The organism is Conexibacter stalactiti (assembly GCF_033542075.1).
Classification (GTDB): Bacteria; Actinomycetota; Thermoleophilia; order Solirubrobacterales; family Solirubrobacteraceae; genus Conexibacter; species Conexibacter stalactiti.
In genome coordinates, this window is sequence record NZ_JAWSTH010000022.1 from 18,814 (window position 1) to 33,589 (window position 14,776).

Genomic DNA, 14,776 nt, shown 5'->3' on the forward strand with positions numbered 1-14,776 from the left:
GCGCTCCGAGGCCTGCGAACGCCCTCGGCGTTGAGCGCGTCTCCCCCGCCCGCTGCCGCGAGCGGCTCGACGCGCTCGGCCTCGACGCGGAGGCCGAGGCGCTCTTCCCGCACGGAAACGCGCGCCGCGTGTTCAGGCTCTCCTGAACACGCGGCGGCGTCCGCGGCTCAGCTCTGGCTCGGCTGCGTCGCCTCGGCGGCGTCGACCGCCTCCGGCGTGCCGGCGGCGGGGACCTGCTCGTCGACGTGCAGCGCGGTCGTACCGGCCGCGCGCAGCCAGACGATGTCGCCCTGACCCAGCTCCAGCTCGTCGGCCTCGGTGCGCGTGATCTGCGCCGTGACCGCCTCGCCGCTGGTCAGCATCAGCTCGACGCGGACCTCGAAGCCAAGGTGGATCACGCGGCTGACCATCGCCTCGTGAGCGCCGTCCTCCGACTCCGCGCCGAGCGCGATGTCGTGCGGGCGCACGAGCCGGCCGGCCAGCTGGCTGACCTCGCCGAGGAAGCCCATCACGAAGGCGCTCGACGGGTTGTCGTACAGCTCGCGCGGGTTGCCGACCTGCTCGATGTGAGCGTTGTCCATCACGGCGATGTCGTCGGCGATCGACATCGCCTCCTCCTGGTCGTGCGTGACGAGCAGCGTCGTCACGTGGACCTCCTCGTGCAGCCGCCGCAGCCACTCGCGCAGCTCGGTGCGGACCTTCGCGTCGAGCGCGCCGAACGGCTCGTCGAGCAGGAGCACTCTCGGCTCGACCGCGAGCGCGCGCGCCAGCGCCATCCGCTGGCGCTGGCCGCCGGAGAGCTGGTTCGGGTAGCGCTTCGCGTAGCCGGCGAGGCCGACGATTCTGAGCAGTCTGTCGACGCGCTCTGCGACTTCGGCCTTCGGCTTTCTGCGGATCGTCAGACCGAAGGCGACGTTGTCGCGCACGGTCATGTGCTTGAAGGCCGCGTAGTGCTGGAAGACGAAGCCGATCTCACGCCGCTGCGGCGGCACGTTGGTCGCGTCGACGCCGTGGATCTCGACGCTGCCGCTGTCGGCGGTCTCGAGGCCGCCGATGATCCGCAGCAGCGTCGACTTGCCGGAGCCGCTCGGTCCCAGCAGCGCGGTCAGCGAGCCGTCGGGCACCTCCAGCGAGACGTCGTCGAGCGCGACGTAGTCGCCGAACTGCTTCGACACGCCCTTGACGGAGATCATGCGTCCTCCCGTTTGCGGTTCAGGAAAGTCATCAGGACCAGCGCGATCAGCGCCAGGAACATCAGCACCGTCGACGCGGCATAGGCCCCGAAGACGTTGTGGTCGTCGATGTAGCGCGCATGCACGAGCAGCGTCAGCGTCTGCGACTCGCCCGGCACGTTGCCGGAGACGACCAGCACGGCGCCGAACTCGCCGAGCGCGCGCGCGACCGTCAGCACGACGCCGTAGGCGAGGCCCCAGCGGATCGACGGCAGCGTGATGCGCCAGAAGGTCTGCCAGCGCTTCGCGCCGAGCGTCGCGGCGGCCTCCTCCTGGTCGTCGCCGATCTCATGCAGGACCGGCTCGACCTCGCGCACGACGAACGGCAGCGTGACGAAGATCGTCGCGAGCACCATCCCCGGCAAGGAGAAGATGATCTGGATGCCGGCGTCGGCGAGCCCGCCGAACCAGCCGTTGACGCCCCACAGCAGCACGAGCGAGACGCCGACGACGACCGGCGAGACGGCGAACGGCAGGTCGACGACCGCCTGCAGCAGTCCGCGGCCGGGGAAGCGCCCGCGCGCCAGCGCGATCGCCGTCACCAGCCCGAAGATCACGTTCACCGGCACGACGATCGCGACGATCAGCAGTGACAGCTGGATCGCTGAGATCGACGCCGGCGTCGTCACCTGGTCCCAGAAGGCGCCGAGCCCGTTCTCGAAGGTGCGGAAGAAGATGATGCCCAGCGGCACCATCACGAGCACGAACAGGTAGCCGAGCGCGAGCGCGCGGAGCGAGAGGCGCGAGGTGCGGGTCAGCTCCATCGGTCAGCCTCTCTCATGGCGTTGGGTGCGGGCGGCCGCGACGCGCAGGATGAACAGCACGGCGAAGGCGATCACCAGCAGTGCGACCGAGACGGCGGCCGCGCTCTCGGGCCGGTCGATCTCGATCTGCTTGGCGATGTACTGCGAGGCGACCTCGGTCTCGCGCGGGATGCCGCCGCCGATCAGCACGACCGAGCCGAACTCGCCGATCGCGCGCGCGAAGGCGAGGCCGGCGCCGCCGAGCAGCGCCGGCACCAGCGCGGGCAGCACGACGCGGCGGAAGATCGTCCAGTTGCCGGCGCCGAGCGAGGCGGCGGCCTGCTCAGCCTCTCTGTCGACCTCCATCAGCACCGGCTGGACCGAGCGCACCACGAACGGCAGCGTCACGAACAGCAGCGCGATCGCGACCGCCGGCTTGGTCGCGTAGAGGTCGATGTCGACCGGGCTGTTGGGGCCGTAGAGCGACAGCAGCACGATCGACGCGACGATCGTCGGGAGCGCGAACGGCAGGTCGATCAGCGCGTTGACGAACGCCTTGCCGCGGAAGTCGTCGCGCACCAGCACCCACGCGATCAGCGTGCCGACGACGACGTTGACCAGCGCGACGATCGCCGAGACGGCGACCGTGAAGAGCAGCGCGGCGCGCGCCGACGGAGCGTTGATCGCGTCCCAGAGCCCGGCGGGGCCGTCGTCGAGCGACTTCGCCAGCACAGCGGCGAGCGGGAGCAGGACGATGATGCTCAACCACAACGTGGCGACGCCGATCCCGAGGGGACCGACGCCGCCACCGTAGGAACGGGAACGGCGGCGCCCGCTTCTGCGGACGCCGCCTTCCCGTCTTGCGTCTTGTACGACGGTCGACATCGTGAGCTAGCTCGTCGCCTCGTCGTAGATTCTCGCCACGGAGCCGTTCTCTTCGTCGAACAGCTCGTCGTTGACCGGGCCCCAACCGCCGAGGTCGGCGATCGTCCAGAGCTTTCTCGGGTCCGGGAACTTGTCGGCGAACTCGCCCGCGACGGTCGTGTCGACCGGGCGGAAGCCGGCCTCGGCCCACAGTCTCTGGGCCTCAGGCGTGTAGAGGTAGTCGACGAACGCCTGCGTCTCTCTCGGGTGCTCGCTTCTGTTGACGGCCGCGACCGGGTTCTCGATCTTGAACGTCACGTCGGGGTTTATGTGCTCGACCTCTTCGCCCTGCTCCTCCATGAAGTACGCCTCGTTCTCGTAGGAGAGGAGGACGTCGCCGGTTCCCTGGAGGAACGTCTCGGTCGCCTCACGGCCCGATCTCGGCTGCACTCTGACGTGGTCGCCGATCAGCTGCTGGAGGTAGTCGAGACCGGCCTGCACGTTTCTGCCGCCGTCGCTCTTGTCGGCGTACGGCGCGAGCAGGTTCCACTTCGCCGAGCCGGAGCTGAACGGGTTCGGCGTCACGACCTCGACGCCGTCTCTGAGCAGGTCGTCCCAGCCTCTGATGCCGAGCGGGTTGCCTCTGCGCACGACGATCGAGACGACGGAGCCGAAGGGGATGCCTCTGTGCTCGTTGGAGTTCCAGTCCTCGTCGACGAGACCGGCCTCGACGAGGCGCGTCACGTCGGGCTCGACGGAGAAGTTGACGACATCGGTTCTGAGGCCGGATTCGACCTTGCGCGACTGGTCGCCGGAGGCGCCGTACGACTGGCTGAAGCCGACGCCTCTGCCCTCGGGTGTCGCTTGGAAGGCGGGGATCACCTTGTCGAAGCCGACCTTCGGCACGGCATAGGCGACGAGCGACAGCTGCGTCTCCGCATTGTCATTCGCGCCGCCGTCACCGTCGGCGCTGTCGCTCGATCCACCCCCGCACCCGGCGATCACCAGCGCGACGAGCGTGGCGATGAGGGCGAGTGCGGCGGGGGTGCGTGATTTCACAGGTTCCTCCCAGAAACGGTCGAAATCGGATAGGGATTCGCAGTATTGCAGAATCCGCACCATTCTGGTCGGCATAACAATCTTGATGTCGTATCGATGCGGTGAGGATGCCCGCTTCACAGAACGTTCTCAACCGCCGTTTGGAGAAAGGCGTCTGGACGTGCGTGCGGGCGGACGCTGGCGGCGCTAGTCGCCGGCCAGCCGCGCGCGCAGCTCGACGACGCGCGCGGCCGACTCGGCGACGCGGGCGCGGATCGCCGGGTCGGCGCGGGCGGCGGCGATCAGCGCCTCGCGCGCGAGCGGGAAGGAGCCCGGCCCGGTCAGCAGCAGCAGGTCGTTGCCGGCGGCGAGCGAGCGGACCGCGGCGAGGCCGACGTCGGCGTCGCCGGGCGTCGCGGCGTCGACCGCCTCGGCCTCCAGCGAGTCGGTCATCGCGACGCCGTCGAAGCCGAGCCGCTCGCGCAGCAGGCCGGTCACGATCGCGCGCGACTGCGAGGCGATGCGGTCGCCGTCGATCCGCGGGTAGCGGGCATGACCGACCATCACGATCCGCGCGCCGGCGTCGAACGCGGCGCGGTAGGGCACCAGCTCGCTGGCGTCGAGCTGCGCGACGCCGCGCCCGATCGAGGCGCTGCCGAAGTCGGTGTTCTGCGTCGCGGCGCCGACGCCGGGGAAGTGCTTGGGCGTCGACTCGATCCCCGCTCTGCGGTAGGCGCCGACGGCCGCGGCGACCGAGGCCGCGACGGCGCTCGCATCGCCGGGGAAGGCGCGGCTGGCCATGAACGATCCGGCCGTCTCGGCGACGTCGGCGACCGGTCCGAGCGTGACGTTGACGCCGACGTCGCGCAGCGCGGCGGCGGTCGTGCGCGCGCTGCGGCGGGCGGCGGCCGGCGTCGGCTGCCCGGCCTGGCCGGTCTGCGGCGGCGCGAACGCGAGCGTGCGGATCTCGCCGCCCTCCTGGTCGAGGCTGACGATCGCATCGCCGCCGGCGGCGCGCTGGAGGCTGGCGCTGAGCGCCCGCACCGACGCGGCCGACGGCGCGTTGCCGCCGAACAGGATCGCCCCGGATGCTCTGCCCGCGCGCAAGGCATCGGTCGCGTAGGAGGGCGCGGTCGTCCCGGAGAAGGAGATCACCAGCAGCTGCCCGACCTGGCGCGGCAGTGCCATCCGCGCGACGCGCGCTCTCGCCCGCTCGGCGGCGGTCGGGGGCGCGGCGGGCGCGCTGTCATCGGCGCTTCGGTCGCCATCCGCCCCGTCGCCGTCGGCGCCCGGAGCGCCGTCGCCGGCCGCCCGCCCGTCGCCGGTCGTCGCGGGCGCGCCGGCCTGCGTCGTCCCCTCGTCCTCCCCACCGCCCGCGCCGACGGCGACCCCGGCGACGAGCGCGAGCAGGGCGAGCAACAGCAGCGCCAGCCGGCGCCGCCGGATCGCGGTCGGACCGTGGGAGGAGCGGCGAGGCATGACCTGGACCCTATGGGTTGCAAAGAGACGCTGCGGTCTGTCACTTTTCCGCTGTTCCCGGTCGGGCACAATGGAGGCATGAGCGCGAGTGCGAGATCGGTCGAAGAGGTCGGAGCCGTGAGCCGCGAGGCGGTCGACGCCGCGCGCGAGCCACGCCGCGAGCTGACCGAGCTGGCCGCGCGCAACGTGCTCGTCGCGGTCGACGGGACGCCGGAGGCATGGGACGCGGTCGGGCTCGGCGTGCAGATCGTGCGCGCGACGAGGGGCCGGCTGACGCTGCTGACCGTCGTGGTGCCCGCGCCCGCGTGGACGCAGGTCGGGCTCTTCGCGCCGCCGGCCGACGGCAGCGCCGAGCGCGCCGCCGAGCAGCGTCTGCGCGAGCTGGCCGACGCGATCCCCTCCGACCTGCCGGTCACCACCCAGCTGCTCCACGGCGACGCCGCGCACCTGATCGCACAGCGCGCCGAGGAGGGCAACCACGACCTCGTCGTGCTCGCCGCGCACGAGCACGGGCCGATCGGCGCCGCGATCGAATCGGTCCAACGGCGGCTGCTGAAGTGCACCCGCGTCCCGGTGCTGGCGATCCGCCGCCCGCAGCGCGCCGACGCGCCCGACTGCGGCGACCCGCCGCCGGGCGCGGCCCCGAAACCCGCCTAGCGGCCCCACCCCCCGCCGTGGCCGCCGCCGCGCTCGTTCTTGAAGCGCGCGACCGCCTCGACCTCGACCAGCCACCCCGCCGACGGCAGGCTCGCGACCTCCAGCGCCGTGCGCGACGGCCGCACCGGGTTGACGACCAGCGGCGGCCCCGGCTCGCCGCTCCCGCGCGGCTGCGGCAGCGTCGCGCCGGTCTGCAGGTCGACGTTGGCGAAGAACTGCCGGTAGGCGCGGTTGAGGCCGGCGAAGTCCATCGCCGGCTGGCCGGGCGCGTTGTCGAGGAAGATCCGCAGCGTGATCACGTCACGCGGGGACAGGCCGACCGTCGCGAGGTTGTCGGTGATCCGCGCGAAGGCGTTCATCGCCTGCGCCTCGGTGATCGTCACGCCCGGCGTCAGCGTCCCGCCGGGGAACTGCGCCGGGTCGACGAACCGCTCCGGCGTGCCCGCCGGCGCTGCGGCGTTGAGCCCCGCCGGGCCGATCCCGCTGGAGAAGTAGAGCCCGACCTCGCTGCCGACCGAGACGCCGTTGGAGATGAACGGGTTCGCCTGGTCGGTCGCGACGTTGTGGATCACTTCGTCGTCATCGGGCGGAGGTGCGCTCGGGCGCGGTCTCGACCCGCCGCTGAAGTCCCACCCGGGCGCCAACCCGGCGCCGTGCGCGACGACGCCGGCGGCGAAGGTGAGCGACAGCAGCGCGGCGAGCGCGAGGGCGAGACGCAGGCGGCTCATCCGTTCACCGCCCGCGCGTGCAGCTCCCGCACGACCTTGCGCGCCGACTCGATCGCCCCTGCCTGCCAGGCGATGTAGTAGCTGAGGTGGTCGCCGGCGAACCAGACGTTGCCGTCCGGCGCCAGCAGGCGGTCGTAGTGACCGCTCGTGCGCGACGGCCACGAGACCCAGCCGCCCTCGCTGTATCTGATCTTCTGCCAAGCGACCGAGAACGAGCTCGCCAGCTCGCGCTCATAGGAGTCGCCGTGGATCTTCTTCCCCTGCGCGACGGCGCGCGCGAGCCGTCCCTCCGGCGGCAGGTCGCCGTACGCGACGGCGTTGGCGCCGAAGTTGTAGTAGCCGACGATCGTGCCGCGCTCGCCGAGGTAGCCGTACGACGGGTACCAGATCGTCGACAGGTCCATGTTCGTGTTCGTGATCCCGCCGATCAGCTTCTCGTCCTCCTCCCAGAAGCGCCGCCGGTACTCGAGCGCGATCTTGCCGACGGAGTTGGGCACCGCATACGCGAGCGCCTCTCTGACCGGCGCGGAGAAGTTGCTCGTCACGTTCTTGAGGACCTGTGGCGGAACGGTGCAGACGGCGTAGTCGCCGCGCAGCACGCGCGGCCGCCAGCCGCGCTGCTCGCCGACGGTCACTTCGACGCCGTCGGGCGTGTTGACGATCTCGCTGACGGGCGTGCCGTAGAGGATCTGCCCGCCTTGGCGCTGGACCGCTCTCGCCAGCGCGTATGGGATCTGGTCCATTCCGCCGACCGGCTGGAACATCAGCATCGCCTGGTCGTAGGAGAACTCGAACGAGAAGTAGTTGCCGACCTGGCTCTGCAGCACGTCAGTCAGCGAGAACGGCGGACCGAGGACGTCGCCCTCCTGGGTTCCGGCGCCCGGGTCGAGCGTGTAGCCGCGACGCGAGCCGCCCGTGTAGGCGTACGAGCCGGCGGGGTCGCCCGCTCTTCTGGCCCCGATCGCGCCGAAGTTGCGCAGGAACGCGATCAGCCGGTCTCTGTCCTCGGCGGTCAGGCGGCCGTCGAGCGCGCCCTGGTCGGTCGACTTCGCCAGCAGCTCGGAGACGTAGCCGTAGACGTCGGCCTTCGCGGTGCGGTGACGGATTCTCTGCCCGCTGAGCCCGCCGACCTCCTCCTGGTAGTAGTAGGCATCCTCGTTGGCGTTCGTGAAGACCTCGATCGGGACGCCCAGCTCGCGGCAGTAGTCGACCGTCACCATGTGCTGCGCCAGCCGTGCCGGCCCCGCGTTGAGGTACTGGCCGTCGCTGAAGCGGGCTCGCTGCGGGCTGCCGCCGAGCTCGGTCTCGACGGTGCCGCCGCGCACCGTCCAGTTGCGCCCGCCGGGCCGCTCGCGCGCCTCCACGAGCGTCACGCGGTAGCCGGCCTTGCCGAGCTCGTAGGCGGTCACGAGCCCGGCGATGCCGGCGCCGAGCACGAGCACCCTTCTGCGGCCGCCATGGCCGCGCAAGCCGAAGTCCGACGCCGACGGGGGCTGCCACGCCCGCGTCTCGGCGGCCCACGCGGCCGGCGCGTTGGTCGGCGAGGCGACCAGGCCGAGCGCGTCCATCGTGGTGTAGAGCGCGCCGGCGCCCCCGGCCAGTCCGACCTTCGTCAGGAAGTCACGCCGCCGCATGGGCGGGATCGTCGAATCCGCGTCTGACACGAGTCCTCCAGTGGGTAGCGACCGGCCCGCAGTCTCGCCAGCGGAGGCCGGCGCGGACATGGCCATCGGGCATGACGAACGCAAGCGTTCGTGCGCCAGCCGTCTCGTTTCGAGCGGGCGCCGGAGGGGTTGCCTCCAAACCTTCCTCATCCCTCGCCGCGCGGGCGCATACGATCCGGTGTGATGACCGCTGAGCTGCCCAACGCGCCACGTCCCGTCGGCGAGCCGCTGGTCGAGCGCGAACGCGAGCTGGCGCTGCTGCGCAGCCTGCTCGCCGAGGCGCTCGCGGGCGACGCGCGCGTGGCGCTGATCGAAGGGCAGGCGGGGATCGGCAAGAGCCGTCTGCTGGCTGAGCTGCGCAGCGAGGCGACCGCGGCGACGCCGGCCGTGCGCGTCTGCTCGGCGCGCGCGAGCGAGCTGGAGCGCGAGCTGCCGTTCGGCGTCGTGCGGCAGCTGTTCGAGCCGCTGCTGGCGCAGCCCGGCGCCGAGCGCTGGCTCACCGGCGCGGCCGCGAGCGCGCTGCCGGTCGTCAGCTCGATCGCCGAACCGGCCTCCGGTGAGGCGCCGCAGGACCCCTCCTTCGCCGTGCTGCACGGCCTCCACTGGCTCGTCGTCAACCTCGCCGCCGACGGCCCGCTCGTGCTCGCGATCGACGACCTGCACTGGTGCGACCGGCCGTCGCTGCGCTTCCTCGCCTACCTGCTGCGGCGGCTGGAGCAGCTGCCGGTGCTGGTCGCCGCGACCATGCGCGTCAACGAGCCCGGCAGCGACGCGGCGATCCTCGGCGAGATCGCGCACGACCCGGCCGCCGTCGCCGTGCGGCCCGGTCCGCTCAGCCGCGCGGGCGTGCGGGCGCTCGTGCGCGCGCGCCTGCGCGACGACGCCGACGACCGCTTCTGCGACGCCTGCGGCGAGGTCACCGGCGGCAACCCGCTGCTGCTGCGCCAGCTGCTCGTCGGGCTCGCCGCCGACGGCGTCGAGCCGACCGCGGCGGGCGCCGCGCTCGTCCACGACGTCGGCCCGCGCGCCGTCTCGCGCACGGTGCTGCTGAGCCTCGCGCGGCTGCCGCCGGGCGCCGCCGCGGTCGCGCGCGCGGTCGCGGTGCTCGGCGAGAGCGCCGACGTGCGCGCGCTCGCGGCGCTCGCGCAGCTCGACGAGGCGGACGTCGGCGCCGCCGCGACCACGCTCGTGCGCGCCGACCTGCTGCAACCCGAGCCGCCGCTCGCGTTCGTCCACCCGCTCGTGCGCGAGGCGGTGTACCAGGAGCTGGGGCACGCCCAGCGCGAGCAGCAGCACGCGCGCGCCGCCGCGCTGCTGCGCGACGCAGGCGCGCCGGCTGAGCACGTCGCGCAGCAGCTGCTGGCGGTCAATCCGCGCGGCGAGCAGTGGGCGGTGCAGCAGCTCCACGACGCCGCCCGCTCGGCGCTGCGCAAGGGCGCGCCCGACAGCGCCGCGACCTACCTGCGCCGCGCGCTGGAGGAGCCGCCGGCGCCGCAGCTGCTGCCGCAGACGCTGTTCGAGCTGGGCGTGACGGAGGCGCTGACGAGCGGCCCGGCCGCCACCGCCCACCTGCGCGCCGCCTACGAAGGCTTCAGCGAGCCCGGCGCGCGCGGACATGCCGCCGTGATCTACGCGCGCACGCGGCTGTTCACCGGCTCGCCGCGCGCCGCCGGCGAGCTGGCCGAGGCGGCCGCCGCCGAGCTGCCGGACGAGTTCGTCGACCTCAGACAGGCGCTCGGCGCGATCGGCGCCGTCGCCTACAGCAGCGGCGCGGCCGACTGGCCGGCGGCCGGGCGCGCGCTCGGCCCGTTCCTCGACAGACGCGTCGGTGACGGCCCCGGCGCGAAGATGGCCGCCGCGATGGCCGGCTTCGTGCGCGCCGTCAGCGGCCAGATCGACGCCGCGGAGGGCGCGACGCTGGCGCGCGAGGCGCTCGCTGGCGGCGAGCTGATCCCCTACGACGGCAACCACGTCGGCGTCGGGACGATGTTCCTGCTCGCGCTCGCCGACGACGACGAGGCGCTCGCCGACCTCGACGCCAAACGCGCGTGGGCGCACGCCCACGGCTCGATCTTCGGCGTGATGGGCACGAACCTGTGGGGCGGCTGGGTGCTGCTGCACCGCGGCGAGCTGCGCGCCGCCGAGGTCGAGGAGCGTCGCTCGCTGGAGCTGCAGACCGCCTGGCAGGAGACCGGCATCGGTCGCGCTTACGGGCTCGCGTTCCTGTCGGAGACGCTGATCGAGCGCGGCGACCTCGACGGCGCGCAGGGCGTGATCGACCAGCACACGCGCGGCCCGGCCGACGCCGAGGGCGGCCGCTTCGTGCTGCGCAGCACGATCCTGCTCGCGCTCGCGCGCGGCGACGGCGCGCGGGCGCTGGAGCTGGTCGCCGGCTACGGTCGCCGCGAGGGAGCGATCCTTCACCCCGCGTGGGAGCCGTGGCGCTCGCTGCAGGCGCGCGCGCTCGGCTTGCTGGGCCGCCACGACGAGGCGCTGGAGCTGCTCGAGCCGGAGCTGGAGGCCGCCCGCCGCTGGGGCGCGCCCGGCATCGTCGGCGCCGCCCTGCGGATACGCGGTGAGCTGCTGGCGGGCGCCAGCCGCGACGAGGCGGCCGAGCAGCAGCTGCGCGAGGCGGCCGCGCTGCTGGCCGGCTCGACGCGTCGGCTGGAGCAGGCGAAGGCGCTCGCCGCGCTCGGCGAGCTGCTGCGCGAGCGCGGCGGCCCCGACGGTCGGGAGCAGGCGCGCGAGCCGCTGCGCGGCGCGCTCGCGCTGGCCGACGAGTGCGGCGCCGACGGGCTCGCCGAACGGGTCCGCACCGCGCTCGGCGCGATCGGCGCGCGGCCGCGGCGCGCGGCGATCGAAGGTGTGGCGGCGCTGACGGACAGCGAACGGCGCGTCGCCGAGCTCGCTGCGGCCGGCGACAGCAACCGCGCGATCGCCGCGACGCTGCACGTCACCCCCAAGACCGTCGAGGTCCACCTGACCAACGCCTACCGCAAGCTGGGGATCCGCTCACGGCGCGAACTTGCAGGTTTCTTGGGGGATCTCAGCCCCGCGGACGAGACCCCTTAGTCCCCTAGGGGCCAAAGTTTGGGGTCGCCGTCTCGGGGTCTCCTCGATGTGCGGGGCCGGGCGATCCCCGATGCTCCGCAACATGGACCGCCCCACGCCCCTGACACTCACCCTCACGGTGCAGCTCCAGCTCGACGAGGATGCCTTCACCGGACGCGCCCTCGACGACCTCGGCGCCGACCGCGAGTTCAGCGGCTGGCTCGGTCTGATCGCCGCGATCGACGAGCTGATCGACACGGCGCCGGCACGCTCACGCGACGACCGCGATCACAACGGCGGCACAAACGACGCCGACGACACCGACGCAGCTTCCGACGAGAGAGGCGTTGAGACCTCATGCTGATGACCGATCCAGCCCGCCCCGAGCCGCTCGACGCGCTGCTGAGCGCCGTCGCGGCGCCGCCCGCGCTGCGGCGCGAGAGCTTCGGCACCGTCCCCGGCGACGGGCCGCGTCCGCTCGTCGGCCGCGCCGCCGAGCTGGCCGCGGTCACGCGCGCGGTCGGCGGCGTCAGCGCCGGCGACGCACGCATGCTGACGATCATCGGCGAGGCCGGGATCGGCAAGAGCGCGCTGCTCGCCGCCGCGCGCCGCCAGGCCGAGGAGGCCGGTGTGCTGGTGCTGGAGGGCCGCGCTGCCGAGCATGAGCGCGACGTCCCCTTCGGTGCGATCGTCGACGCGCTCGACGACCACGTCGCGGCGCTGCACCCGCGCCGGATCGAGGAGCTGGGACCGGAGCTGGCGGCGATCCTGCCGGCCGCCGCCGCGCACTCCGACGGGATGACCGCGATCGCCGTCCCGACGACGGCCGCGGAGCGCTTCCGCTACCACCGCGCGCTGCGCGCGCTGCTGGAGCAGCTCGGGCGTGAGCGGCCGGTCGCGCTGCTCCTCGACGACCTCCACTGGGCTGACGACGCCTCCGTCGAGTTCGTCCTGCACCTGCTGCGGCGCCCGCCGCGCACCGCCTGCCTCGCCGTCTTCGCGCTGCGCCCGCTGGCGCCGGCGCCGCAGCTGCTCGACGCCGCTCGCAACGCGCCGCGCTGCGAGCAGCTCGCGCTCAGCCCGCTGTCGCACGAGGCGTCGCTGACGCTGCTGGAGGCGGTCTCCGACCGCGAGCTGAAGGAGCGGATCGTGCGCGAGGCCGGCGGCAACCCGCTGTTCCTCGAGGAGATGGCGAGAATCATGCGCCACCCCGGCGCGTCGCTGCCGCCGACGCTCGTCGCCGCCGTGCAGCTGGAGGTGCAGTCGCTGCCGCCCGCGTCGCGGATGCTGATCGACGGCGCCGCCGTCGCCGGCGACCCGTTCGACCCGGAGCTGGCCGCGGCCGCCGCCGCGCTCGACCCGCTCGACACGCTCTCGCTGCTCGACGAGCTGGTCGCCGCCGACCTGCTGCGGCCGACCGGCGGCCGCGCCTTCCGCTTCCGCCACCCGCTCGTGCGGCGCGCCGTCTACGACGCGGCGCCTCCCGGCTGGCGGCTGGCCGCGCACGAGCGCGCCGCGGTCGCGCTGGCGCAGCGCGGCGCCTCCCCGACGGCGCGCGCCTACCACGTCGAGCAGGCCGCCCGGCCCGGCGACGAGAGCGCGATCGCGCTGCTGGCTGAGGCCGCCGGCACCGCCGGCGACACCGCCCCTGCGACCGCCGCGCGCTGGTATGGCGCGGCCGCGCGCCTGCTGCCGCATGACCAGCCCGACCGCCGCGCGACGCTGCTGGTGCCGATGGCGCTGGCGCTCGCCAACGCGGGCAGGCTCGACGACGCGCGCGGCGTGCTGATCGAGGTGCTGACGCTGCTGCCGGCCGGCCCGACGCCGACGCGCCTGGCTGTCATCGCCGCCTGCTCGGGCGTCGAGCAGACGCTCGGCCGTCACGTCGAGGCGCGCCGGCGGCTGCTGGTCGCGCTCGAGGACGCGCCGCCGGAGGCCGAGGCGATGCTCTCCTACGAGCTGGCGCTGGGCTGCTTCCACATGGGCGACGACAGCGGCCTGCGCACCTGGGCCTCGCGCGCGCTGGAGCGCGCGACCGACGCCGAGCCGGCGCTGGTCGCCGGCGCCGAGGCGATGGTCGGCGTCGCGCAGATCCGCGCCGGCGAGCCGGCGACGGGGCTGGAGCTGCTGAGCGCCGCGACGGACAGACTGACCGCGCTCGACGACGACGCGCTCGCCGCGCGGCTGGACGCGAGCTTCCTGCTCGGCATGTGCCTGCTGCTGGCCGAGCTCCCGCGCGACGCGAAGGGCATCTTCGTGCGCGCGCTCAACGTCGCCCGCGCGACCCGCCAGGGTCACATGCTGGCGCCGCTGTCGACCGGCCGCACGATGGGCCTCGTCGGCCTGCTCGACCTCGACGCGGCCGCCAGAGAGGCCGAGGAGGCGGAGGAGATCGCCCGCCTCCAGGGCGTCCAGTACCAGCTCTACTGGTCGCTGTGGACGCGTGCGTGGGTCCACTGGGAGCGCGGCGAGACGACCGCCTGCGAGCGCGTCAGCAGCGAGTGCGCGCAGATGGCGGCGACGCTCGACGACGAGAGCGTGATGATCCGCACCGGCCGCTGCAACATGGCCGCGCTGCGCGCCGCGCAGGAGCCCGAGGCCGCGATCGAGCAGATGCTCGACGCCGGCGGGCCGCTGCTGGAGCAGGTCGACACCGAGTGGTCGTCGTGGCTGCTGCTGCAGCTCGTGCGCGCCGGCGTCGCCGCCGGGCGGATCGAGGACGCGCAGCGCTGGAGCGACCACCTGACCGCGCACGCGCAGAGAATGGGGATCGCCGGCACGACCGCGCGGGCGCTGATGGCGCAGGCCGAGCTGGCGCTGGCGGCGGAGGACGGCCGCGCGGCCGCGCTGCTGGCGCACCAGGCCGCGACGCACGGCGCCGCCGTCGGGCTCCAGCTCGACGACGTCGGCGCGCGCCTGCTGGAGGGCCGGGCGCTGGCGCTGGCCGGCGACCGCGACGCGGCGCTGACGGTGCTGCACCGCGTCGTCGCCGACGCGGCCGCCGCCGGCGCGATGCGCCTCCATGACGCCGCCGCGCGCGAGCTGCGCCGCCTCGGCGCGCGCGTTTCCGCCGAGGCGCGCCGCGCGACCGACGGCGCCGCCGGCAGCGGCGCCGGCCGGATCGAGTCGCTGACCCCGCGCGAGCGCGAGATCGCCGAACTGGTCGCGCAGGGCCAGGCGAACAAGCAGGTCGCCGCGACGCTCTTCCTCAGCGAGAAGACGATCGAGCACCACCTCTCGCGCGTCTACGCGAAGGTCGGCGTCCGCTCCCGCACCGAGCTGGCCGCCGTCTTCGCGCGGGCGACCGGCGGGGAGTAGCC

11 protein-coding genes are annotated in these 14,776 nt (G+C 73.9%); 4 read left to right on the forward strand and 7 right to left on the reverse strand.

Translation table 11 applies throughout. The features are described from left to right. Nucleotides 1–167: 167 nt before the first annotated feature. From R7226_RS10600 to R7226_RS10620, 5 genes are all read right to left on the reverse strand, one after another. Nucleotides 168–1,193 carry a sulfate/molybdate ABC transporter ATP-binding protein gene (locus tag R7226_RS10600; protein ID WP_318597100.1) on the reverse strand — a complete coding sequence of 342 codons (1,026 nt, stop codon included), beginning with the start codon at nt 1,191–1,193 and terminating at the stop codon, nt 168–170. Continuing rightward, on the reverse strand, nt 1,190–1,996 hold the full coding sequence (gene cysW, locus R7226_RS10605) for a sulfate ABC transporter permease subunit CysW (protein WP_318597101.1): 807 nt from the start codon (nt 1,994–1,996) through the stop codon (nt 1,190–1,192). The genes R7226_RS10600 and cysW overlap by 4 nt, the downstream gene beginning before the upstream one ends. A 3-nt stretch (nt 1,997–1,999) precedes the next feature. Then, nucleotides 2,000–2,860, reverse strand: a complete 861-nt coding sequence (cysT, locus tag R7226_RS10610) for a sulfate ABC transporter permease subunit CysT (protein WP_318597102.1) — start codon at nt 2,858–2,860, stop codon at nt 2,000–2,002. Nucleotides 2,861–2,866: 6 nt separating this feature from the next. Then, a complete protein-coding gene (locus R7226_RS10615; protein WP_318597104.1) occupies nt 2,867–3,898 on the reverse strand; it encodes a sulfate ABC transporter substrate-binding protein in 1,032 nt (343 codons plus the stop codon). A gap of 186 nt (nt 3,899–4,084) precedes the next feature. Then, entirely contained in the window at nt 4,085–5,356 is a 1,272-nt protein-coding gene (locus tag R7226_RS10620; RefSeq protein WP_318597105.1) for a glycoside hydrolase family 3 N-terminal domain-containing protein, read from the reverse strand. A gap of 78 nt (nt 5,357–5,434) precedes the next feature. Between R7226_RS10620 and R7226_RS10625 the strand changes: the two genes are divergently transcribed. After that, nucleotides 5,435–6,013, forward strand: coding sequence for a universal stress protein (locus tag R7226_RS10625; protein ID WP_318597106.1), 579 nt, complete (start codon nt 5,435–5,437; stop codon nt 6,011–6,013). Here R7226_RS10625 and R7226_RS10630 read toward each other — a convergent pair. Together R7226_RS10630 and R7226_RS10635 are read right to left on the reverse strand one after the other, a co-directional pair. Continuing rightward, entirely contained in the window at nt 6,010–6,741 is a 732-nt protein-coding gene (locus R7226_RS10630; protein ID WP_318597107.1) for a Rid family hydrolase, read from the reverse strand. The genes R7226_RS10625 and R7226_RS10630 overlap by 4 nt on opposite strands. Beyond that, nucleotides 6,738–8,375 carry a flavin monoamine oxidase family protein gene (locus R7226_RS10635; protein WP_318597108.1) on the reverse strand — a complete coding sequence of 546 codons (1,638 nt, stop codon included), beginning with the start codon at nt 8,373–8,375 and terminating at the stop codon, nt 6,738–6,740. Before R7226_RS10635 ends, R7226_RS10630 begins: the two co-directional genes overlap by 4 nt. 213 nt (nt 8,376–8,588) lie before the next feature. On the opposite strand from R7226_RS10635, the gene R7226_RS10640 reads away from it, so the two are divergent. From R7226_RS10640 to R7226_RS10650, 3 genes are all read left to right on the forward strand, one after another. Then, on the forward strand, nt 8,589–11,477 hold the full coding sequence (locus R7226_RS10640; RefSeq protein WP_318597110.1) for an ATP-binding protein: 2,889 nt from the start codon (nt 8,589–8,591) through the stop codon (nt 11,475–11,477). A gap of 82 nt (nt 11,478–11,559) precedes the next feature. Then, entirely contained in the window at nt 11,560–11,820 is a 261-nt protein-coding gene (locus R7226_RS10645; RefSeq protein WP_318597111.1) for a hypothetical protein, read from the forward strand. Continuing rightward, nucleotides 11,820–14,774 (forward strand): helix-turn-helix transcriptional regulator, encoded by a 2,955-nt coding sequence (locus R7226_RS10650; RefSeq protein ID WP_318597113.1) that lies wholly within the window; start codon nt 11,820–11,822, stop codon nt 14,772–14,774. The genes R7226_RS10645 and R7226_RS10650 overlap by 1 nt, the downstream gene beginning before the upstream one ends. The last annotated feature ends 2 nt before the right edge of the window (nt 14,775–14,776 follow it).

What these genes read in the sequence shown, in the direction of transcription:
- R7226_RS10600 (WP_318597100.1), bottom strand. Translation starts at nt 1,193, where the DNA reads ATGATCTCCGTCAAGGGCGTGTCGAAGCAGTTCGGCGACTACGTCGCG.
- cysW (WP_318597101.1), bottom strand. Translation starts at nt 1,996, where the DNA reads ATGGAGCTGACCCGCACCTCGCGCCTCTCGCTCCGCGCGCTCGCGCTC.
- cysT (WP_318597102.1), bottom strand. Translation starts at nt 2,860, where the DNA reads ATGTCGACCGTCGTACAAGACGCAAGACGGGAAGGCGGCGTCCGCAGA.
- R7226_RS10620 (WP_318597105.1), bottom strand. Translation starts at nt 5,356, where the DNA reads ATGCCTCGCCGCTCCTCCCACGGTCCGACCGCGATCCGGCGGCGCCGG.
- R7226_RS10625 (WP_318597106.1), top strand. Translation starts at nt 5,435, where the DNA reads ATGAGCGCGAGTGCGAGATCGGTCGAAGAGGTCGGAGCCGTGAGCCGC.
- R7226_RS10630 (WP_318597107.1), bottom strand. Translation starts at nt 6,741, where the DNA reads ATGAGCCGCCTGCGTCTCGCCCTCGCGCTCGCCGCGCTGCTGTCGCTC.
- R7226_RS10635 (WP_318597108.1), bottom strand. Translation starts at nt 8,375, where the DNA reads ATGCGGCGGCGTGACTTCCTGACGAAGGTCGGACTGGCCGGGGGCGCC.
- R7226_RS10640 (WP_318597110.1), top strand. Translation starts at nt 8,589, where the DNA reads ATGACCGCTGAGCTGCCCAACGCGCCACGTCCCGTCGGCGAGCCGCTG.
- R7226_RS10645 (WP_318597111.1), top strand. Translation starts at nt 11,560, where the DNA reads ATGGACCGCCCCACGCCCCTGACACTCACCCTCACGGTGCAGCTCCAG.
- R7226_RS10650 (WP_318597113.1), top strand. Translation starts at nt 11,820, where the DNA reads ATGACCGATCCAGCCCGCCCCGAGCCGCTCGACGCGCTGCTGAGCGCC.